At 46.1% G+C, this 21,410-nt stretch carries 19 protein-coding genes and 1 pseudogene; 16 read left to right on the forward strand and 4 right to left on the reverse strand.

The features are described from left to right. Positions 1-218 precede the first annotated feature (218 nt). From MJB10_RS04280 to MJB10_RS04305, 6 genes are all read left to right on the forward strand, one after another. Positions 219-1,349, forward strand: a complete 1,131-nt coding sequence (locus MJB10_RS04280; RefSeq protein WP_314802049.1) for a GntR family transcriptional regulator — start codon at positions 219-221, stop codon at positions 1,347-1,349. 239 nt (positions 1,350-1,588) lie between these two features. After that, entirely contained in the window at positions 1,589-2,920 is a 1,332-nt protein-coding gene (locus MJB10_RS04285) for an ABC transporter substrate-binding protein (RefSeq protein WP_314802050.1), read from the forward strand. Between the two features lie 53 nt (positions 2,921-2,973). After that, on the forward strand, positions 2,974-3,861 hold the full coding sequence (locus MJB10_RS04290) for a carbohydrate ABC transporter permease (RefSeq protein ID WP_314802052.1): 888 nt from the start codon (positions 2,974-2,976) through the stop codon (positions 3,859-3,861). Positions 3,862-3,872: 11 nt separating this feature from the next. Further along, complete coding sequence (locus MJB10_RS04295; protein ID WP_314802054.1) at positions 3,873-4,739, forward strand: carbohydrate ABC transporter permease; 867 nt, start codon at positions 3,873-3,875, stop codon at positions 4,737-4,739. 28 nt (positions 4,740-4,767) lie between these two features. Next, positions 4,768-5,949: a glycoside hydrolase family 76 protein gene (locus MJB10_RS04300; protein ID WP_314802056.1), complete on the forward strand. Its 1,182-nt coding sequence runs from the start codon at positions 4,768-4,770 to the stop codon at positions 5,947-5,949. Between the two features lie 343 nt (positions 5,950-6,292). Beyond that, positions 6,293-7,225, forward strand: a complete 933-nt coding sequence (locus tag MJB10_RS04305) for a D-2-hydroxyacid dehydrogenase (RefSeq protein ID WP_314802058.1) — start codon at positions 6,293-6,295, stop codon at positions 7,223-7,225. Positions 7,226-7,318: 93 nt separating this feature from the next. Here MJB10_RS04305 and MJB10_RS04310 read toward each other — a convergent pair. Continuing rightward, a pseudogene (locus MJB10_RS04310) lies at positions 7,319-7,756 on the reverse strand (P-loop domain-containing protein). A gap of 209 nt (positions 7,757-7,965) precedes the next feature. Between MJB10_RS04310 and MJB10_RS04315 the strand changes: the two are divergent. From MJB10_RS04315 to MJB10_RS04345, 7 genes are all read left to right on the forward strand, one after another. Next, positions 7,966-9,633, forward strand: a complete 1,668-nt coding sequence (locus tag MJB10_RS04315) for a response regulator (RefSeq protein ID WP_314802060.1) — start codon at positions 7,966-7,968, stop codon at positions 9,631-9,633. A 77-nt stretch (positions 9,634-9,710) separates the two neighbouring features. Then, on the forward strand, positions 9,711-10,727 hold the full coding sequence (locus MJB10_RS04320) for a HEAT repeat domain-containing protein (protein ID WP_314802061.1): 1,017 nt from the start codon (positions 9,711-9,713) through the stop codon (positions 10,725-10,727). Then, a complete protein-coding gene (locus tag MJB10_RS04325) occupies positions 10,708-12,168 on the forward strand; it encodes a glycosyltransferase family 2 protein (RefSeq protein ID WP_314802063.1) in 1,461 nt (486 codons plus the stop codon). The genes MJB10_RS04320 and MJB10_RS04325 overlap by 20 nt, the downstream gene beginning before the upstream one ends. Then, positions 12,165-14,516, forward strand: a complete 2,352-nt coding sequence (locus tag MJB10_RS04330) for a hypothetical protein (protein WP_314802064.1) — start codon at positions 12,165-12,167, stop codon at positions 14,514-14,516. Before MJB10_RS04325 ends, MJB10_RS04330 begins: the two co-directional genes overlap by 4 nt. Before the next feature lie 314 nt (positions 14,517-14,830). Further along, on the forward strand, positions 14,831-15,916 hold the full coding sequence (locus tag MJB10_RS04335; protein WP_314805469.1) for an L-dopachrome tautomerase-related protein: 1,086 nt from the start codon (positions 14,831-14,833) through the stop codon (positions 15,914-15,916). Positions 15,917-16,224: 308 nt separating this feature from the next. Then, on the forward strand, positions 16,225-16,602 hold the full coding sequence (locus MJB10_RS04340) for a hypothetical protein (protein ID WP_314802066.1): 378 nt from the start codon (positions 16,225-16,227) through the stop codon (positions 16,600-16,602). A 39-nt stretch (positions 16,603-16,641) separates the two neighbouring features. Continuing rightward, positions 16,642-17,124 carry a DUF6882 domain-containing protein gene (locus tag MJB10_RS04345; RefSeq protein ID WP_314802068.1) on the forward strand — a complete coding sequence of 161 codons (483 nt, stop codon included), beginning with the start codon at positions 16,642-16,644 and terminating at the stop codon, positions 17,122-17,124. Between the two features lie 124 nt (positions 17,125-17,248). On the opposite strand, the gene MJB10_RS26665 is transcribed toward MJB10_RS04345, so the two are convergent. The 3 genes from MJB10_RS26665 to MJB10_RS04360 all read right to left on the reverse strand — a co-directional run bounded on the left by MJB10_RS26665 (position 17,249) and on the right by MJB10_RS04360 (position 17,885). After that, positions 17,249-17,317: a hypothetical protein gene (locus tag MJB10_RS26665; protein ID WP_397386614.1), complete on the reverse strand. Its 69-nt coding sequence runs from the start codon at positions 17,315-17,317 to the stop codon at positions 17,249-17,251. A 73-nt stretch (positions 17,318-17,390) separates the two neighbouring features. Then, positions 17,391-17,621, reverse strand: coding sequence for a cold-shock protein (locus MJB10_RS04355; RefSeq protein ID WP_314802069.1), 231 nt, complete (start codon positions 17,619-17,621; stop codon positions 17,391-17,393). A 63-nt stretch (positions 17,622-17,684) separates the two neighbouring features. Continuing rightward, the gene (locus tag MJB10_RS04360) at positions 17,685-17,885 is read right to left on the reverse strand and encodes a cold-shock protein (protein WP_056625586.1); all 201 of its coding nucleotides are present in this window, start codon (positions 17,883-17,885) and stop codon (positions 17,685-17,687) included. A gap of 321 nt (positions 17,886-18,206) precedes the next feature. On the opposite strand from MJB10_RS04360, the gene MJB10_RS04365 reads away from it, so the two are divergent. The 3 genes from MJB10_RS04365 (at position 18,207) to MJB10_RS04375 (ending at position 21,078) form a co-directional block, all read left to right on the forward strand. Next, a complete protein-coding gene (locus MJB10_RS04365) occupies positions 18,207-19,277 on the forward strand; it encodes a fatty acid desaturase (protein WP_314802076.1) in 1,071 nt (356 codons plus the stop codon). A 68-nt stretch (positions 19,278-19,345) separates the two neighbouring features. Further along, on the forward strand, positions 19,346-20,482 hold the full coding sequence (locus MJB10_RS04370; RefSeq protein ID WP_314802078.1) for a sensor histidine kinase: 1,137 nt from the start codon (positions 19,346-19,348) through the stop codon (positions 20,480-20,482). Beyond that, positions 20,479-21,078: a response regulator transcription factor gene (locus tag MJB10_RS04375; RefSeq protein ID WP_314802079.1), complete on the forward strand. Its 600-nt coding sequence runs from the start codon at positions 20,479-20,481 to the stop codon at positions 21,076-21,078. The genes MJB10_RS04370 and MJB10_RS04375 overlap by 4 nt, the downstream gene beginning before the upstream one ends. The last annotated feature ends 332 nt before the right edge of the window (positions 21,079-21,410 follow it).

Here is a 21,410-nt window from a genome sequence, read left to right on the forward strand (position 1 = left end):
ATAACATACTTTTTTAAAAAGTAGGAATAATTTTCCTCTGAATTGAATATACTATTAGGTTATTGCTATATTTCTATTAGCGTGGTAAGGCCATCGCACAAGTAGTCAAATCTACTTGTACGATGGCCTCTTTTCCTTCTTTTCAAAAAACGTATAACATGATATATTAATTTCATCTTATGATATAACAATTGGATTGACATAGGGAGTGGGGAACATTGTCAACGGATTCGAGACCCATTTATGAACGTATATACGAAACATTGAAGCAGGAAATTTTACAACGTAAATATGAGATCGGCGACCGCGTTCCTTCCGAGAAGGAATTGGCCGATGATTATAACGTAAGTCGAATTACGAGCAAGAAGGCGTTGGAAATGCTGGCTGAGGCAGGGCTCATCGTTCGGAAGCCTGGCAAAGGCTCATTCGTTGCGGAGGAAGGCGAGTCCTCCATTGAGTCCTCAGCTTCCGAAGACCGCGCCAAGCATACGTTGATTGGTCTCGTTATTACCGATTTCGGCAATACGTTCGGCACGGAAATGATCTATGGCATGGAACGCGCATCTGCCGAGCATGAGAGCTTCCTCGTTCTGCGCCGTTCTTTCGGCTTGCCCGAGAATGAGGAGAAGGCAATTCGCTCCTTCCTGGAGCTTGGCGTTGACGGCATCATTGTATTTCCTGCACAAGGGGAGTTTTACAATGCGGAAATTTTGAAGCTTGTGATCGGTCAATTTCCGTTAGTGCTCGTAGACCGCCATCTCAAGGGTGTTGCGGCGGCATCGATCAGTACGGATAATATTAGCGCTGCTCGCACGGGCACTGATTACCTGCTGGATTTGGGGCATAAGCAGATTTGCTTGCTTTCGCCGCCTCCCGTTGATACAACTGCGATTGAAGATCGCATTGAGGGGTTCGTTCGCGCCCATGCGGAGCGCGGAGTGCTCGTGGACCGCTCCTTGTGGCTGGACGAAATTACGTCCACACTGCCGAACTCCTTCCATCAGCCCAATATGGATAACGATATTGCGATGATCAAGGAGCATCTTCGCCGCAATCCCGAGATTACGGCCTTATTCGCGATGGAGTATAATATCGCTTTGCTTGCTAAGGCGGCGGTAGAACAGATGGGACTGCAAATTCCAGCGGACATCTCGATCGTATGCTTCGATAGTCCGCCAACGACGCTCGGAAGCGGTTATCGCTTTACACATCTGATTCAGAACGAAGAAGAAATCGGGCGACTGGCTGTAGAGAACGTGCTGAAGCTCAAGCGCGGTGAGAAGGTGTTGAACAAAACGAGTCTGGACGCCAAGCTCGTCATCGGCGAATCAACAGGACCTGCCAAATAGGATACACATAAGAGATTGCTAGTGAGTCTAGCAATCTCTTATTTATTGATTGATATATTATTTAATTTAAATGATATGTAAATAATATAATAAAAACATATTGACATAACGTTTGGGTGTCGCCTATAATCGTAAATGTAAGCGGTTTATTTCCAAGAGTTAAGGAAAATGATCATCGCCATCACGTTCATACTTGCAGATTGAAGGAGTAGCGTTTCTTATAAAAGGGAGGATGTCTTATGAGAAAATGGATGACTGTCATCACTGCTGTCACACTTACAGCTAGCTTAGCAGCTTGTAGTTCCAAGACTGACACGGAACAAACCAAAGCAAGTACGAAGCCTGAGGCCACCACTGCACCAGCGAGTGCGACGGCTGCACCTGCGGCGAAAGCGCCCGTGGAAATCACGTTTTGGGGCGACTGGGGCGGAGAAGGTGAGAAGCAATTCGTGATGATGGCGGATGCTTTCAACAAATCGCAGGATAAAATTAAAGTGAAATACGTGCTTCAAGAAGATATGATCACGAAGTTCCTGACAGCTGCCAGCTCAGGCGGATCGCCTGATGTGATGTTTTGGGATAGATGGCGGACGTCTCTCTATGCCTCCAAGAATGTGCTGCATCCGATCGACGATTACATGAAGCGAGATAATATTAAACGGACCGACTATTACGATGAGGCGTTGAAGGAACTGTCCGCAGGAGATAAACTGTACGGTCTTCCGTTAACGGTTGATGCAAGAGCACTCTTTTATAATAAAAAATTGTTTGCAGAGAAAGGTCTTCAGCCGCCCAAAACGTGGGAAGAACTCGAAACTGCGGCTAAAGCGCTAACGATCTGGGAAGGCGATAAGCTGGTTCGCTCCGGCATGTCGATGAATGATAATGGCCTCTTCAATATGTGGCTGCAGCAAGCTGGCGGGTCCATGATGTCGGGCGACATGAAGAAGACGAATTTCAATAATGAGCAGGGCAAGCAAGTACTGGATTTCTGGGATAAGCTGATCAATAAAGATAAAGTGTATAAAGTTGGGTTTGAAAAAGGCCTTGGTGAAGGCACAGATGCTTTCGTGACTGGCAAAGTTGCCATGACGTATACAGGTCCTTGGATGCTCTCTACCTATAAAAAATACGGAAAGGATCTGGATTTTGGGGTGGTCCCTCCTCCAACAGGTCCTAGCGGCGGCAAAGGCAGCGTCATGGGAGGCTTCGGACTCGTGATTCCAGCGGGCTCTAAGCATAAAGATGAGGCTTGGGAGTTCGAGAAATGGTGGTTAGCAAATAAAGACAATGCGTTGCTATGGGCCAAAACGAGCATGAATCTGCCTGGCTTCAAGCCAGCCCTGCAGGATCCGTTCTTCAAGGATGATCCGAACTGGAAGCCGTTCATGGATACGTTGGAATTTGCCAAAATTCGTCCGCAGCACCCTGGCTACTCCGTCATGGAAGTTGATGGGTTGATGCCGAATCTGGACCTCTTTGTCCAAGGCAAACAGGATGCGGCAACGACTTTGAAGAAGGGTCAAGAGCAAGGCGATAAATTGCTCGATCAGAACGCAGCAGGTAAGTAAACAGACATACAGGGGAGGGGCTACCTTCCCCTTTCTTGCTAAGGAGGGCGTCTATGGCATCGGTTAGCAAGCTTAGTCGGCACCAATCGAGGATGGGGTATCTGTTTATAACGCCAACCATTTTTTTGTTTGTTATATTCACGATCATCCCCGTCATCATGGCGCTGTATCTAAGCTTCACGAATTATGACATCGTGAGCAAAAATGATTTTATCGGAATCGACAATTACAAACGACTCGCAGATGATCCGATCTTTTGGACAACGCTGAAAAATGTCTTGTTCTACTCGGTCCTTTATATTCCGCTGAATATCATCATCTCGCTATCCATGGCGGTACTCTTCATGCGTAAACGCATCGGCGTCAAGCTGTTTCGCACAGCGGGCTATTTGCCCACGCTAACGTCTGGTGTTGCTGCGGCAACCGTGTGGATTTGGCTATTGAATCCCGAATATGGGCTTGTCAACGAACTCCTGAGCAAAATCGGGATAACAGGACCATCCTGGCTGGCCGAAATGCCGTATGCGATGCTCTCTATTGTGTTCGTGACCTTGTGGCAATCCGTTGGGGCGAATATGATCATTTATTTGGCTGGTTTGAATGGGGTCCCCGACCATTTGTACGAATCAGCGAAGTTGGATGGCGCGAATGCGTGGCAATCCTTCCGCTACATGACTTGGCCTGTGCTCAGGCCGACGACCTTCTTCGTCAGCACGATGTCAATTATCGGGGCGCTGCAGCTGTTCGATCAAGCCTTCGTGCTCACGAAGGGCGGTCCAGCGAACTCGACCAAAACCACGGTGTATTACATTTACCAGCAGGGATTTGGCCAATTGCAAATGGGGTATGCGGATGCGATGGCTTTCGCCTTATCGCTCATTATTCTGGTGTTCTCGCTGCTCAATATGAAGCTGAATAAGGAAGACGAATCGATCATCTAGGAGGGTGGAACATGAAGCAAAGCTATGGCTATCAAGCGATGTTGTATCTCTTTTCCATCGCCATCTGTTTGGTGATGGTCATTCCTTTCGTATGGAGCTTAATTACATCAATTCGGCCCGATGAAGAAATTTTCATGCTGCCGATCCGCTGGATCCCCTCGGGGTTAACGGTCAGCCATTATGTGAAGGCGTTCGAGCTGGTGCCATTCGGCCTGTACTTCTCGAATTCATTTTATTTGGCGATGATGGGTGTGCTATTCAACTTGCTGCTGGGCTCTTTGAGCGGGTATGCGTTCGCAAAGCTTCATTTCCGAGGGCGGGATACGATGTTCAAAATTTTGCTGGCCGCCATGATGATTCCTGGTGTGGTCACGTTGATTCCGCAGTTTTTTGTACTGAAGCATATCCCTTTCGTGGGCGGAAATGATTGGTCGGGCGTCGGAGGGAACGGGCTGTTGAATACGTTCTGGGCTGTTATTTTGCCTGGCGCTTCCGGATCGTTCGCCGTGTTTTTCATGAGGCAGTTTTTCGTTTCGCTGCCGAGCGACTTGCAAGAGGTGTCACGCATTGAAGGCAGCGGGGAGCTGCGCATCTATTGGAACATTTATATGCCGCTGGCGAAGCCGGCGCTGGCTACGCTTGGTATTTTCACCTTTCAGGCAGGGTGGAACTCCTTTCTCGGACCGCTTATTATGCTCAATGATCCTGCTAAGAAAACGATTCAGCTGGGCTTGGCCGCTTTTACGTATAATAAGCAAGTGGATTTCGGTCCGTTGATGGCAGGCGCTTTGATTGCGGTTGTTCCGATTCTGATCCTGTTTCTTTTGCTCCAGAAGTATTTCGTGCAGGGGATTGCGTTTACAGGGACCAAAGGGTAAGCGGATGTCGGACTTTAGGTGAAGCGGATTGAATAAACGGTTTTGGATGCGTTGGGGAATTACGATGGTTGGCATCATTATCATATTGGCTACCTGGGGAGTGATGAACATGGGGAATGAACATAACGTAACAGATGCACAGGTAGGTAACGTGAGTAAAGCGGACAGTTGGTCGCAACGAGCGGATCTCGCACAGGCGGGATTGGGCAGTAACTATTGGAATAACAAGCTGAACTTATTTGATAATTTATCCCCATGTCACGATTTATGCAATGAGAAGTTTCACTATTGGTGGCAGGCGCATGGGATCGATACCTTAGTGGATGCGTATGTGAGAACGGGGCATGTCGAGGTTAAAAATAAGCTGGGGAACATGTATCAAGGCATGTTGGATCGCAACGGCGGCGTGTGGCCGAATGACTTCTATGATGATATGGAATGGCTTGCGCTAGCTTGGCTTCGGGCCTATGAAGCGACGAGCGAGGAGCGGTATAAGGAAGCGGCGCTGTTGCTATGGGAAGATATTAAGACAGGCTGGAATGAAGAGCAAGGCGGAGGTATCGCTTGGCGCAAGCCTCAGTTGGATTATAAGAACACGCCGGCCAACGCCCCTGCGGTCATTCTGGCTGCGCGATTGTATAAGCAATTTGGCAACGCAGAAGATTTGGTGTGGGCGAAGAAGATTTATGATTGGCAAAGGGCGAATCTCGTCGACCCCGAATCGGGCTTCGTCTGGGATGGCAAGAACCGCGAAGGCGACGGCAAAATCGATAAGACGTGGGAATTCTCGTATTGCCAGGGCGTGTATATTGGTGCTGGTGTAGAGCTGTTCCGTGCAACAGGGGATCGCGGTTATTTGGCGGATGCGGCCCAGACAGCGCATGCGTCGAAGCTGAGGCTGACGAGCCCGATCACGGGCATGCTGCCAAGCGAAAGCAACGGGGATGGCGGTCTGTTCAAGGGCATATTCGTCCGCTATTTGACGGAATTGGTATTAGCCGATCCGAGTCAAAAGGAAGCACTGGAATTGCTGCGCACCAACGCGGAGAGCCTTTGGTCATATGGACGTGACGAGCAGCGCCAGATGTTTAGTAAGTCATGGGCGACAACGCCTGAACCAGCGGAAGATTTAAGCGTGAACTTAAGCGGTGTTATGCTGTTGGAGTGCATGGCGGTACTGGAGAAGCGAGGTTTGTTGGCGGTCAAATGAGGCGTATTCCCTTTTAGCTGAAAACGCCAACTATTTGAATATGTTGATCTCGATAGACTTACGCGAAAGTCCCTTTGATGCAAAATCAGTAGGGACTGTTCCCGTTAGAAGGGGTATAATAAAGTGAATTTATTCTAGCTAGATCGGCATACATAAGGAGGGACTGGCGTAAAGCTCTGGCGAATCGTTCAAGCGAAGAGAAAGCGAACCAAGGCAACCAGGTCATCGCCGAATTCCGACTTATAAGCTGCGTCGAGAACGAGAGCTATTTCTATAAAATGTTTAAGGCCAAGATCGGCATGACGCCGAGGGAGTATATGGCCAAGCAAGGGGGACGTGGCTGATGGAGATTAGAAAAATCATAGTAACTGGACGGATGTACAAAGATCTAGAGCGTCTAGCCTTGCTGGACACGAAGAGGGAGTATTTGTTTCTTCCAGAGGCGGAGGTGAACTCGAATCACTTTAACTGGGCGGATGGATATGTGGCATTCAAACCGACGGAGTCGTTTCATTTCGGTAAGTTGCAGTGGGTTCATGCGCTTGGCGCTGGCGTTGATGCATTTTTATTGAATCGCGAGTGGAAAAAAGATGTGGTATTAACGCGTACGGTCGGCAGCTTTGGGCGGAAAATAGGGGAGTATTGCTTAAGTTATATCCTTGCCGATGTCCAGCGGCATGAACATTTTCAGCAGCATCAGACCGAACGACTATGGCTGCCTTCAGAGCAGAAGCTTCTGCATCAGCTGAACATCGTCATTTTCGGCACTGGCACGATCGGCGAGGAAGTGGGGAGGATGCTTAGCACTTTGGGGGTAACCGTATACGGAATATCGCGCAGCGGCGCATCGAACTGTCATTTTAATCGGGTCGTTCCGATGACAGAAATGCACACATTGTTACCACATGTCGACTGGGTTATTAACACGCTGCCCTTAACACGAATGACCGAGAGCTTATTTGATCTGCGCTTGTTTTCCTACCTGAATGGTGCAGGCTTTATCAATGTGGGTCGGGGAGCTTCCGTGGATGAAATCGGACTGCTCGGGGCGATTGAACGGGGCCATGTGCGCAGAGCTGTTCTTGATGTGTTTAGAGAGGAACCCCTGCCCGAACAATCTCCGATGTGGGCTCATCCGAATGTAGTCATTACCCCGCATATTTCTGCCGTTACTGGGCTGGAAGAAGCGATGGACGGCTTGCTTGCCGTACTGAGAGAAATAGATAGCGGACTAGAACGAATTAGCCATTCGGTGGATGTATGCCGAGGATATTAGATCCTCGGCGTTATTTTTGTGGACTGTGAGATAGCCGTAATTAGAGCTGTTCAGAGGGCTCTAGCTGAACAAAATCCAAATGTTTCATTCGGTTTATGACAGATAAGACTTCATTAAATCTTGGTAATTCAAGCCATCTTTCGAAGTCAGGAAATAAGGAAGAAAATACAATATCCACGCCTTCTCTCTCCATATAAGCTCCCTGACACGTTCCGTAAAAGGAGTAATGGGTTCACGCTTTATTAATGAACGCATTTTGATGTCTTGAATCATAAAATTCGTCGCACTTCTGTCTTCATCAATAAGAAGAAGCTTACGCCCGACGTTGATGGCCTTCATAATATTTGCGGCTTGCGATGTGGAACCTGAGGTGTAGTCAGTCGAAAACTGTTCAGCCGAACCAATGGGTATTCATTTGATGAAAGACGTAATATTGATATTTTTTATGGAACGGCCTTCCTCAGCAGATATTTCCATTGCGCTTTGATCTGTAATCACGAATTCCCATCCCTCGCAAACCGCAAATCTCAATTATTAAATATGGTGATAATCAAGCAAATGAGATAAATACGTTAGAGTCGATATTCCCCCAAATTGCTATGCCCTAAAACAGCCAAGTAGTAAACTCTGAAGCTACGGAAAGAATTCTCGTTCAGTGGATATGGCGATTGAAATGATTTTTTGCTTATAATGTATAAGTAGTGAATGGCATATAACCTAGCGAGAAAAGGAAGAGTGGGATGACGAAATTTCAGCTACTGTTTATTAGGCAATTCGACGAAACGATTGCTTCGTGGCGTTCGGCGAACGAGCCGATTCGGGAAGCTGACCTTTACGGCTTGCTGCATAGGATTAAAGGAACAGCGGCTACAATTGATTTGCAAGAATGGACGACTGCGGCCGAAAAGTTGTTGATTGATCTATCAGATGAAGGTACGCGTTTGTGGACAATGGCGGAATTTGAACGTTTTATCCAATCAATTATGGCGTTAAGAAAAGTAACTGATACACTTGGAGAACAGGGTCTTTCTGATCGAGCTTCGGATTCGTTTCGGGAGATTGCTGCCACGAAAGCTGAACCATCAACACCTGTGAAGGTGTCCGAGGTGCCTGGCCCTCTCGTCCTGGTGATCGATGACGACGTGGCCTTACTTCAATTAATGAAAGAGCGATTGGAACAAGAGGGATGCATCGTCTTGGCGACACCCTATCCGAATAAGGCGATCCAATGGTTTTATGAGTTAAAGCCAGATTGTATCGTATTGGATGTCGTCATGCCAGGCCAAAGCGGTTTTGATTTGCTAACCATACTGCAGGAGCGGTCGCAGCGGTTTATGGTGCCTGTGTTACTAATCAGCGCTCAGAACGACACAGAGGTACGTATCAAGGCATACCAGTCAGGGGCGGATGATTTTATCTCCAAACCATTTGATTTTAATGAGTTTGTCGTACGCGTTTTGAACAAGCTGCGCCGCAAGCAAGCAGTCAGTCAAATGATGCTGACGGACGAGTTAACGGGACTCTATAATACGCAATATTTACGAACGCAGTGGCGGCAAATCAGCCAGAAGGCAATTGCTGAAGGAACGTCGTATTGGGCGGCGCAGTTTGATATTAATGCCTTTGGCAGCTTGAACGAGCGATATGGTCATGCGGCAGCTGACGGTTATTTGCATCATACAGCTGGATGGCTGAGAGCGCAGGTCCGGACAGACGAGTTGCTTGTTCGATGGGATCGTGACCGTTTCGTATTTCTAGGACGAGAAGGCACAGTAGAATCCATAACAGAGCGATTAAACCTGTTGTCGGAATTGTTTGCCGCTCAGACATGTGAGATCGCTGGTGATGTCGTCAGCCTATCACTGTCTTATGTTTTCACGACGCTGGATGGGGCGTCTGACCCCGATGAGTGCATTGCCGCGCTGAGCGAAGCAATGAAGGATGTAAAGCTCAGTCTTCGCAATCGCTCGAGCGATACCCATACGATTATTGGCGCTGGGCCTAAAGGCGTTTGTCATGTAGCCGTTATCGACGACGACCCGCTAATCCGTAACATGTTGGAGCGACGCCTACGCGATATGGAAGTTGTGGGAGGAGAAGGGCTGGAAATTCGTACATTTGCGGACGGGGAAGCGTTCTTCTCAGACGAATGGCATCACAGCGAGGGAGCGTACTTGCTCATTCTGGATCGAATGATGCCACGTATGAATGGAATGGAAGTGTTGACTCGTTTACGTGCAGAATATCCAGGGGATAAATATCGCATTCTGATGCTGACAGGCAACGGCGACGAGACGGAAATCGCACAGGCAATCCAGGCTGGCACAGATGATTATGTCACAAAACCGTTCCGTCTACCGGAGCTTGAAGCTCGTATTCGGCGACTCTTGCAGGGGAGGGGCCGATGAGCGATTCAACAGCTTTTCATGCTATTATTATATTTTGCATTTTTTGGGGCTGTTTGCTACTCGCCCTTTATGGTTACTTGATTGCCCGAAAATGGCTATGGAACAAAAGACGCAACAAGATAGCGGCATGGTCGTCGTTGGCTTCGATGCCGGATTCACCGATCGAGCGTTATGTGACGAAGGGAGAGACATCACGTCGGATATCACCGCATGATCCGTGGCAGTGGCACGCCCTTGAAGCTTACTTAACACACCGGCTTCGCGTGGGGGGAACGCAAGTGGAACAGGAGCGGGTGTGTCATCTTGCCGAAGAGTTGTTTGGATCTATATATCGAAACCGTTTGAGCAACCGTAAGCTAGAAGTACGGCTGCGTACGCTTGCTCATATCGGTTTGTTTCGAATGAAAGGGCTTGGCGAGGAAGTTTCCGCTATTCTGAAGGACAAGCGGATTGATTCGGAGGAGTTATTGGCGACTTTACGGGTGCTGGCGGCTTTCCAGGATAAAAAGTTATTGAATTTGCTCCTTGGCGTTTACAGACCGCTGCCGCCGCTATCCGATCACCGCTACCGTCAATTGTTGATGGCGTTAGAAACGGGACTGCTTGAGGAGCTCATTGATCGATTCGACATGGGCAATGACTTGTTGCAGCGGAACCTTCTTGATGTGTTGCGGACCCGTAATATTCGCACGGAACGTTACCTTGCTCTAATAGAGCGATTGATGGGCTCGCCATCCGATGAACTGCGGATTAGAGCGCTAAAAGCGGCAGCGGGTTTCGGATATATGAGCCAGGAAGCAGAGAACGCTCATCTTGCTCGATATACCAATTGGCGTCAATATCCGTGGGAAGAACGACTAATGGCTGCACGATTGATGGGGGAAGTAAGGAATGCGGATTACCAAAAGCTTCTGGAACAAATGATCGGTGACGATCGATATGCTGTCCGTATTGAAGCTGCCCACTCCATCAGTCGGTATTCGAATGGCCATGCACATCTTACACGCATTGCCTCGCTGCATGGGGATCGTTATGCACGTGAGACGGCGGAAGAGATGCTCGAAAGGAGAAGCTATGAACGCAACGTGGAGTGAATGGATCACCGTGGCTTCAACGATCGGCTCGGTTGTTATTGTCGTCTACATCTTTATGACGATGCTCTTTTACTTGGTCCTGTTTTTCGTTGCGATTCGAACGATTCGTAAGAAGGCAGAATCCGTATCTTTTCAAAATGAAGAAATGATGCACTCATCTTTTAGTCCACCTTTATCCATCCTTGTACCAGCTTACAACGAAGAGCTCAACATTGTGGACAGCGTCCGCTCTTTGCTCGGCATCAATTACGGAACGTATGAAATCATCGTCGTGAACGATGGCTCCAAAGACGCGACCAAACAGAACATGATCGACGAGTTTGATATGTTCGAAGTCCAGCATCAAGTACGTTGGTCTGGATTAAACAAAGAGACAAAGCTGGTTCGCGGTATTTACCAGTCACGCATCCATCCAAACCTCAGGTTGGCTGATAAGGAAAACGGAGGCAAGGCCGATGCGTTGAACGCTGGAATCAATCTGGCGCATTATCCGTATGTCGTGTCGTTAGACGGTGATACCGTGCTCGATCCGGACGCTTTTCTTAAAATTATGAAGCCGATCGTGGAAGCAAAACCTGGAGAAGAAATCATCGCTTGCGGCGGTAGTGTCGGCATCGCCAACGGAAGCGTCGTCGACCGTGGTTACCTGGGCGAGGATGTTCGCTTGCCACGCAACTCGATTGTCATCATGCAGGTCATCGAATATTTTCGAGGATTCCTTATGGGAAGAATCGGGTTAAGCAAGATGAATATGTTGCTGATCGTTTCCGGCGCGTTCGGCGTGTTTCGCAAAGATTGGCTGATGGAAGCGGGCGGCTACGAGACAGGCACAATCGGGGAAGACATGGAGCTAATCGTAAGGCTGCATCGCTTAATTCGCCAAAAGAAGAGCAAGGCGCACATCGCATATATTCCCGATCCTGTGTGCTGGACGGAAGCGCCGGAGCAATTGAAGTATTTGAAGCGGCAGCGCATACGTTGGCATCGTGGATTGTTTGAGAGCCTATGGCGACATCGCGGCATGATGCTCAATCCGCGTTACGGACGAATCGGACTTGTATCGATGCCGTATTTTCTATTCGTGGAACTGCTCGGCCCAGTCGTTGAGTTGGTCGGATATGTGATCCTTGCCGTGCATGGGCTGATCGGCGATGTCAACATCGTTTTCAGTGCGTTGCTACTCATCGCCATGATCTTGTACGGCTCCTTTTTATCAATGGGGGCGGTACTTCTTGAGGAATGGGGAATGGGTAGATACAATCGAGTAGCCGATGTATCTCGGTTATTCTGGTGGGCGCTGTCGGAATCATTCTGGTATCGGCCGCTCCAAACGGTATGGCGATGCCGAGGTCTTGTACAAGCGATTCTCGGAAAACGGCAAGAGTGGGGAGACATGGTTCGCAAAGGCATTTCCGTAGGTCAAGGGGGCAGCGGCAAATGAGAAAAATACGTAAAGCTGGGTACAGCCCTCATATGAAACGGAAAATATTTATTGCTTCTGCCGGTATTGCGCTGCTCCTAGGTGTTGTCGCGACGGTTTGGATGTCTGGTATTCTCACTTCTCGCAAGCATGTGGAGACCGTGAAGGTGGATGGATTGACGATTCCTGCGAACGTCGGGAGCCGCTATTTGCAGGTATACCACAATGGTACACCGCAAGATATACTGCTGAAGGGCGTTAATATGGGCATTGCCAAACCGGGGCATTTCCCGGGCGAAGCGGCGATATCAAAAGACGAATATTTGCGCTGGTTTCAGCAAATTGGTGACATGCATGCGAATGTATTGCGGATCTATACGCTGCATCCACCAGCTTTTTACGAGGCGCTTGAAGCGTACAATAAGAAGGCGGCAAATCCGCTATATGTGCTGCATGGCATCTGGATGAACGAGGACAAGCTTATCGCGTCAGAAGACGTGTTTGCCGATGAGAATACACAAGATTTTGCTGAGGAAACACGACGTACGATTGACGTGATCCACGGTAACGCCAAAATTCCAGTAAGGCCTGGCCATGCTTCAGGCTCTTATACAGCGGACATTTCGGAGTATGTGCTCGGCTGGATCATCGGGGTCGAATGGGATCCTGAAGTTGTTATCTCAACGAACGCCAAGCATGCAAATGCGCCGGATTTCCAAGGTACCTACTTCCGGACGGAAAAGGCATCTCCCTTCGAGTCGTGGATAGCGGAAGCAATGGACGATACGGTCAAGTATGAAACGGAAACATACACATGGCAACGACCTATCAGTTTTACGAACTGGGTGACGACCGATCTGTTGAAGCATCCAGCAGAACCGAGTGAAAAGGAGGACGCCGTATCTATCAATCCGAATGTCATCTGGCCAACATCCTCGCTCAAAGCCGGTTATTTCGCATCGTATCACGTATATCCCTATTATCCGGATTTCTTGAACTACGAAACGAAGTATACTGATTACATCGATCATCGCGGGCAAAAGAATAATTACGCAGGTTACCTGCGGGAACTGAAACAGGCGCACCGGATGCCGGTCGTTGTAGCAGAGTTCGGCGTTCCCTCTTCACGCGGTATGACGCATCGGAATGTCAGCGGTTGGAATCAAGGCTTTTTGTCCGAGGAGGAGCAAGGGGACATTGACAGTCGATTGTTCGAAGACATCTATCAGGAAGGAATGGCCGGCGGGCTTGTATTCTCCTGGCAGGACGAGTGGTTCAAGCGGACTTGGAATAACATGGACTACGACAATCCCGATCGCCGTCCATTCTGGTCAAACGTTCAGACGAGTGAGCAATACTTCGGGTTAATGGGCTTTGATCCTGGTGCCTCAGAGCTGTTAGTGAAAGTGGATGGGAAAACGAATGACTGGGAGAAAGCGGGTATCAAGCCGTTTGCTGTTGGTGGCAAAACGGGCGCAAGCGCCCTGCAGAAATATAATGACGGGTACGACGAGCAACGGCAAGTTGACCGTCTGTATATGGCAAGTGACGAACGGTATGTCTACTTCCGTCTCGACTTTGGTAAGAGCGATAAGCCGCTCGATTGGACGAGAACGAATGCGACGATTATGCTCGATACGGTGCCAGGCCAAGGGCAGACGAAATTGCCGGGTGGCGTACTGACAAGCGATGCTGGGTTTGATTTTGCGATCGATGTCAAAGGACCGAACACCTCCCGGATATGGATAGACAGCTATTACGATCTGCACGAACTGCAGTATGGCCGCATGCTCAACATGATTCCGCAGACCGCATTTGCGGACAAGAAAAACAATGGCGTATTCCACAAACAGATGCTGACGTTAAATAAGCCGTTGACGATTCCGAATCGGCAAGGTGACGCTGCGGTTATTCCCTTCGAATCCTACGAAACAGGCTTGCTTCGCTTCGGCGATGGTGACCCGGACAGTCCGCAATACGATTCTCTTACGGATGTGGCTGTAAATGCCAAGGATGCGATTGTCGAGCTGCGCATTCCCTGGCAACTACTCAATATCAAAGATCCCAGCATGCATGAAGCGGTTGGAGACATTAGGGAGAAGGGCCTTGATGCAAGCGTGCAAACACCAGGCTTCCACGTTGCAGTCGTCACCTATAGGCCAGAACCAGACGAAGACACCACGCAGCATCTAGGGGGGGACGCAATTGCTGACTTCCTGCCATCTGCAAGCAACGGCGTGCTTCGTGCAAATGACATGCCGTTCTATCAATGGAAAGGGTGGGATTATCCTCAAACACACGAACGGTTGAAGAAATCGTACTACAAGCTGAAAGAAACATTTGCTGCTGTGCGGTTTCCAACGGATTAAGCGCTGAATTATGAGCGTTCGATTTTGATCGAAAAATAATTATTGAGTCGATTGATACAGCTAGTTGATCTACCCCCCTTTTTCAATGGATAACCATAGAGTAAGAACCAATCGAACCGGGGGAGCTCAATATTAACATTAAAAAAATAAGGCTCAAAAGTGAAATAGCTTCCTCATCTTTCGAGGAAGCTATTTCACTTTTGAGTCTTTTTAGCGGAGGGAAAATATTTTATTATCCCAGGCACTTGAACCACATTCAGTCATATATAGGTGATAGCAGTTCGAACCTGGTTGAGGAGGATTTTATACAAATGATGTTACCGAGTGAAAGGTATTTTGGTAAGTTTGAAGCGGTTTTTTTATTTTACGGGGCCATGCCTACAGGCGTTACTGTTTCTGAAACTGGGCGCATTTTTGTTTGCATGCCAAAATGGGGAGACGATGTTAAATTTACGGTGGCTGAAATCGTTGGCGGTACATTACAGCCTTATCCTAGTTTAGACGCTAATGTGGTAAGCCAATATAATATCACAACGTCCTTCATTAGTGTCCAAAGTGTAGTTGCTGATGGAAAAGGTACGCTTTGGGTATTGGATACAGGAGCTCCTAATTTCTCAGAACCCATCAAAGGGGGGGCGAAGTTAGTCGCTGTTGATTTAAATTCAAATTCCATAAGAAGTGTATATACATTTACGGAAGATGTTGTCCTGCCAACCACTTATCTGAATGATGTCCGATTTGATTTTCGTGTTGGTAAAGCAGGTTATGCTTATATAACGGATTCGTCTTCCCGAGGACCAGGCGCCATTATTGTCGTTGATTTAGAAACGGGCTATGCCAGGAGACGGTTAAATGGGGCAAATTCAACTTCGCCGGATCCCTATCTCTTACCGAAAGTTGAAGGTAAAATCCTGATGAATCGAAACCAAGACGGATCTACTTCACCCTTTAGATTGGCATCCGATGGTATAGCGATTTCCCCGGACGGCAAGATGTTGTATTTTTGTCCTCTCTCCAGTCGTCATCTGTACTCGATTCCAACGGAAGCCCTAAGAGACCGAACGATACCGGATATGAATTTACAGGATCATGTGAAGTATTGGGGAGAAAAAGGTGCTTCAGATGGAATGATCACCGGTGCAAAAGGAACCCTTTATGCTGGAGATTACGAAAATAACAGTATTCGAAAGATATTGCCGAATGGCATCATGGAAACGATCGCACATGATCCGAGAATTTTATGGCCGGATACTTTTTCGATTGGTCCAGATCAATACTTATATTTCATCGTGAACCAATTACATCGGCAGGCAAGATTTCATTACGGAAATGACCTGCGCCAGAAGCCTTATAGTTTACTCCGTATGAAAATAGACGAATCACCCGCTCCTACCTTTTAATAAATATTTCACTTTACAAAGTTGACTCTATTTGCATAGAAAATGTATTTCAACTGATCGTACTCGGTTTTTTATCAAAATAAAACCACTTTATCGGATTGTTTGAGCGCCAGCTTTCGCGTGCCCGCCGATCGTATCGCGATTGGGCATGAGCATCTCCTTTGCAGATCCGTTTTTACTGACACCGACTCAAGTTGCTCCGAATATCCTATAGCTATGAATAGTTGTAAAAGGGGGCAACGGTTATCAAATATAACGATCCCAAGTATGGATTCAGTATGCGTATCCCTGATTGGTGGAAACCATATTTGGTTATCAAAAGATCGGGCCGATCTGGCGATGAGGCATACGGCGTGCAATTTCTGTTCAAGTATCGCGGCAAAGTGTATACAGACATTTTCACCGTAAGTATGTACCGTATGACCCGAAAGCAATGGCGCGACAAAGGCTATGAAGACTCGCCCTCCATCGTCCTCTACGCGGGGAACGGGCGCCTATTCGCCTATTACACGCCGGAGGAGCCTCCCGCTGAGTTTTTCGACAACAAATCAAAGGATGGCTTCAACAAAAAATACGCCAAGCAGCTAAACCTTCTTAGGCGCATGATCAATGACGATGTCCCCAAGATCGCGAAGACGTTTAAGCCCGCTAATTACAAGCCCCGTAAAATAGTTAAAGCCCGCTGAGCGTCAGCGGGCTTTGTTGCTTAGTTATTAAATACATAGATGGATAGCTCAATAAATACAAAGAAACGGCAGCCTGCATATTGGCTGCCAAAAATGTTAGGTAGTGTTTCGCACCAATCACACACTTGGTTATGGGCTTGGGCAAACTCTCAGGCACAGATTTCCTCAAATAGTTTGACACAGGCAATTAAGCTAAAAGCTTATGGTATTAAGAACAACATTCCTGAACTGACAAAAGAAAAGATCTCTGCGACCAATAATGAAGGACATGTAATTGCAAGTATTGCTTCTGGAATGTTCAAAAACCGTTTTTATTATGCAGGCAACTATGGTGCAGGAACAGCATTTTTTACTATTGATGTGGCAGAAGATTTGATGGAACAACCTGAATCGGTATTGACGGTTACCAAGAGGTTTCTGACCTTTCGATTCGAAAAGCATCCCTTTCATTACTTGTGTCATTCTTTAAATTGCTCAGATTGGCTGCTTTTGTCTGCAAACCCTGTTTGGAATAAAAATTAATAATGTCATCAATAGTAGAAAATACGACACTAACGCTTGAATCATGTGTACTTATGTTGATAGAAAACCGCTTTTCTGATGTAGTAACATCTTTATTTTATATTAGCATTTGGTGACTTTAAGCTTAATTTAAAGCTTCTTTCAGAGTAATTCCTGCCGTGACTATAGGAACTTTACCTGCAGGAAGTTGCACCTCTTCACCGTTTTGCGGCTTTTTCCCATGCGTGCTTCGCGATTACGGACATCAAATATACTGGGCTACTCGACTAGGAGATTAGTCTGCCTTTATGAAGAGACTTCATATTTTTATTGGAGTTAGAAATGATAGGGAGCATTTTCAAGCTACTAATCATGGGAGAGAGGCATTGGTGGCAAGTTGGGACGTACTCAAAAGAAAAATTGTCCCGAATCCACCCATTACAATCTTCTTTATCGCATGCCCAGACTTTCGTGTTTTCATGAATGAGATCCTCTAACGATTTTCTTCGAAAATACATAGTTTTCTCCTCCTTAGATAAAAAAACTGCCCTTAACACTTGTTAAGGACAGTTCACTGTGAATTACAGTTTTACAACATTTTCGGCTTGAGGACCGCGGTTGCCTTGAGCTACATTAAATTCAACGCGTTGTCCTTCGTCCAACGATTTGAATCCATCCCCTTGAATAGCGGAGAAATGAACAAATACGTCATTTCCGCCCTCCATTTCAATAAATCCAAAGCCTTTCTCTGCGTTAAACCATTTCACTGTTCCTGTTTCCATAATAAAATTACCTCCAAATTGTTATTAACATGCTTTTTTAAACAAAAAAAATCACACATTGAAAAAGGCACCATTACACAAATGATCACTTTTTCAATATGTGAGTTTATGTCAAAGCTGTTTTATAACCTTATGTTAGCACACAAAAATGTAATAAGCAAATGTTAATGGTTCCCTTGCTCTTCCTATATGACATTTGTCATACCCGCTACATGATGTTTATGACTGCAACGAATTGAAAGCGATATCTATAATGAATATAAGATACTACAACTGATATTCGCTAAAGTCCTGCGCACCATATCGAGGAGGAACTACACAATGACACAATCCACGCTAACTAACTTAAAAAAACAGGTTGCCCCTTATGAAAAATCAAATACGAGGGATAGTATCAAACAATTAATTAACACCATAGGACCTTTATTCGTTCTATGGATAGCTGCGTATCTAAGCCTATCTATATCCTATTGGATCACACTACCGATTACGATCATCGCATCCGGTTTCGTTATACGAACTTTTATCATTTTCCATGATTGTTGTCATCAATCTTTCTTCAAAAGCCGTAGAGCTAACGAAATAATCGGTACGATTACGGGTATCCTTACACTCTTTCCCTATCAGCAATGGAAGAATAGTCATTCTATCCATCATGCAACGAGCAGTAACCTCGAGAAACGTGGAGTAGGTGATATGTGGGTACTTACCGTCGACGAATATGCGGCTTCTTCCATATGGGTTCAAATTGCTTATCGGTTATATCGGAATCCATTTATTATGTTCGGACTTGGTCCCATCTTTTTGTTCCTATTTACGAACCGCTTTAATACGAAAGGTGCAAGACGAAAGGAAAGAATCAGTACTTATATGACGAATGTCTCCATCCTTGCTTTATATGGGGGACTGAACTGGATAATTGGCTGGCAGTCGTTTGTTCTGATCCAAGCTCCAATCATGTTCATAGCGGGCTTGATGGGAATCTGGCTATTTTATGTGCAACATCAATTTGAATCCTCCTACTTCGAGAATGAGGATGAGTGGAGTTATGTGAAAGCCGCGGTAGATGGAAGCTCTTACTATAAGCTGCCGAAGCTTTTGCAATGGATTACTGGAAATATTGGGTTTCATCATGTCCATCATTTGAGTCCGAAAGTGCCAAATTATAATTTGGAAAAGGCGCATAATGCCACACCTCTGCTTCAAAAAGCAACGACCATTACAATCGGCACCAGTTTGAAGTCGCTAAGTTTCCGTCTATGGGATGAGCATAACAAAACGTTTGTCGGTTATAAAAATAAAAATCGGGTGCACCGTAAGGTAGATGAGCATGATTCTTTGCTTAACCCAATAAAAGTAAAAGTCCGTAAATCAAGCTTGCAAGGGCAGTAAATACATCGTTTCATGTTTATGCTAAAATATAATTAAATTATGTTGAAGAAAAAGAGGCTAAACGGACTATGCAAAAGTGGTATCAAATCTTTTACAAAAACACCGGTCTTAGTCCGTATGTGTGGGTTGTTTTCTATATCCTCCCTTTTTATTTCATCTTTCGTTCTTCTACCACATACCAAATTGTATTAGGCACTATCATGATTATGGTTTTCTTTAGTTGTTATGTACTGTCCTTCTTATCGAAAGGATGGATTGTGTACTTTTGGACTAGCATACAAATTATTATTTCGATTATCATGGCTATCGTATTCAGCTATGTGTACTTCTCTCTCTTTTTAGCGTTTTTTATTGGTACCATGAAAAGTCGGGCAGGATTTATTACGTTATACTGCATCCATCTAGTAACCACGATTGTAACGATTAACTATGAATTGGTATCTCAAAATCCTGTTTATTTTACGCAATTGCCTTTTATCATCATTAGTGTAATTGGCGTTATTCTCATTCCAGTCACCACGTTCAACCGAAATAGGAGTGAAAAACTGCAGGGACAGCTAGAGGATGCAAATAAGCGGATTTCCGAGTTGGTAAAGCTAGAAGAACGTCAAAGAATCGCCCGCGATTTACATGATACACTTGGACAGAAGCTCTCATTAATCGGGTTGAAGAGTGATTTGGCTGGGAAATTAATTAGCAAAAATCCGGCGCAAGCACAAATCGAAATCAATGATGTTCGTCAGACAGCTAGAATTGCGTTAAAGGAAGTTCGGGAAATCGTAACGCAAATGCGTGGAACGAGACTAGTGGAAGAGATTTTTCGAATTAAACAAATTTTGAAGGCTGCAGAGATCGACCTCATTTTAGAGGGAGAACCGAAGTTAACCAACACTTCCCTGATCAATGAAAATGTGTTGAGCATGTGCTTGAAGGAATCGATAACGAATATTATCAAACATAGCAGTGCTACTAGATGTTCGATCACCATTGAGCCATCTCTAAGCGATCTTGTTATCAAAGTCGGGGACAATGGGATCGGCATGACGAAAGAATGTCTTGTGTTACTTGGGAATGGATTACGAGGTATGAAAGAACGACTTGAGTTTGTAAACGGTTGTATGGAAATTATCTCAGACAATGGAACAACGATTGTTATCAAAGTGCCGAATGCTATCATACCACCAGAGAGAGAGGTGAGGATATGATCAGAATTGTGATTGCCGAGGACCAACGGATGCTGCTGGGCGCACTTGCTTCCTTACTTGATTTGGAAGAGGATATGCAGGTCGTTGGCAAAGCAAGCAATGGCGAGGATGCTGTGAAACTCGTTAAACTGCATAAGCCTGACATTTGTGTCATGGATATCGAGATGCCAATAATGAGCGGTTTAGATGCAGCGGAGGAACTAAAGGGATTGGGTTGCAAAGTCATTATATTGACCACGTTTGCCAGATACGGGTATTTTGAACGGGCCGTGAAAGCAGGTGCCAACGGTTATTTGTTGAAAGATAGCCCAAGCGAAGAACTGGCTACCTCGATTCGCAGTGTGATGGCTGGCAGACGAATTTATGCCTCAGAGTTGGTCGATGAGACATATAATGAAGAAAATCCATTGACGGAGAGGGAAAAGGAAGTGCTGAACCTGATCGCCGACGGTAAAAATACGAAAGAAATCGCTGATCACATGTACATTACAAGAGGTACCGTTCGCAACTACATTTCCGTTATTCTCGATAAGCTCAATGTCACTAACCGAATTGAGGCTATTATGCGGTTCAAAGAGAACGGATGGTTCAAATGACAGGCCAAAAAAAGGTGAATGGGTACCCATAGACTGGCACTTTGAAAAAAGGTGTTCAGGTTTGTGGGTACCTTTTTGTTAACTATTTCGGTTCAAGCTGAAAGTGATGTAAGAGTCACAACGCTGAGTATGAGTGTTTTTCCCAATCCCATCAGCAGTCATTAGTTAATGAAATTATCAACAGGAGCATCGCAGAAGTATTAGTGAATTTAATGTCGATGTAGATGCAACAACAGGTTTAACTATAGAAGTATTTTCTTATCGTTAGAATATGAGCATTTTTATGACAGCAATTACAAGTACATTATTTAACAGCTAGATGCTCGTCAGCA

Source organism: Paenibacillus sp. MBLB1832 (assembly GCF_032271945.1).
Taxonomy (GTDB): Bacteria; Bacillota; Bacilli; order Paenibacillales; family NBRC-103111; genus Paenibacillus_E; species Paenibacillus_E roseopurpureus.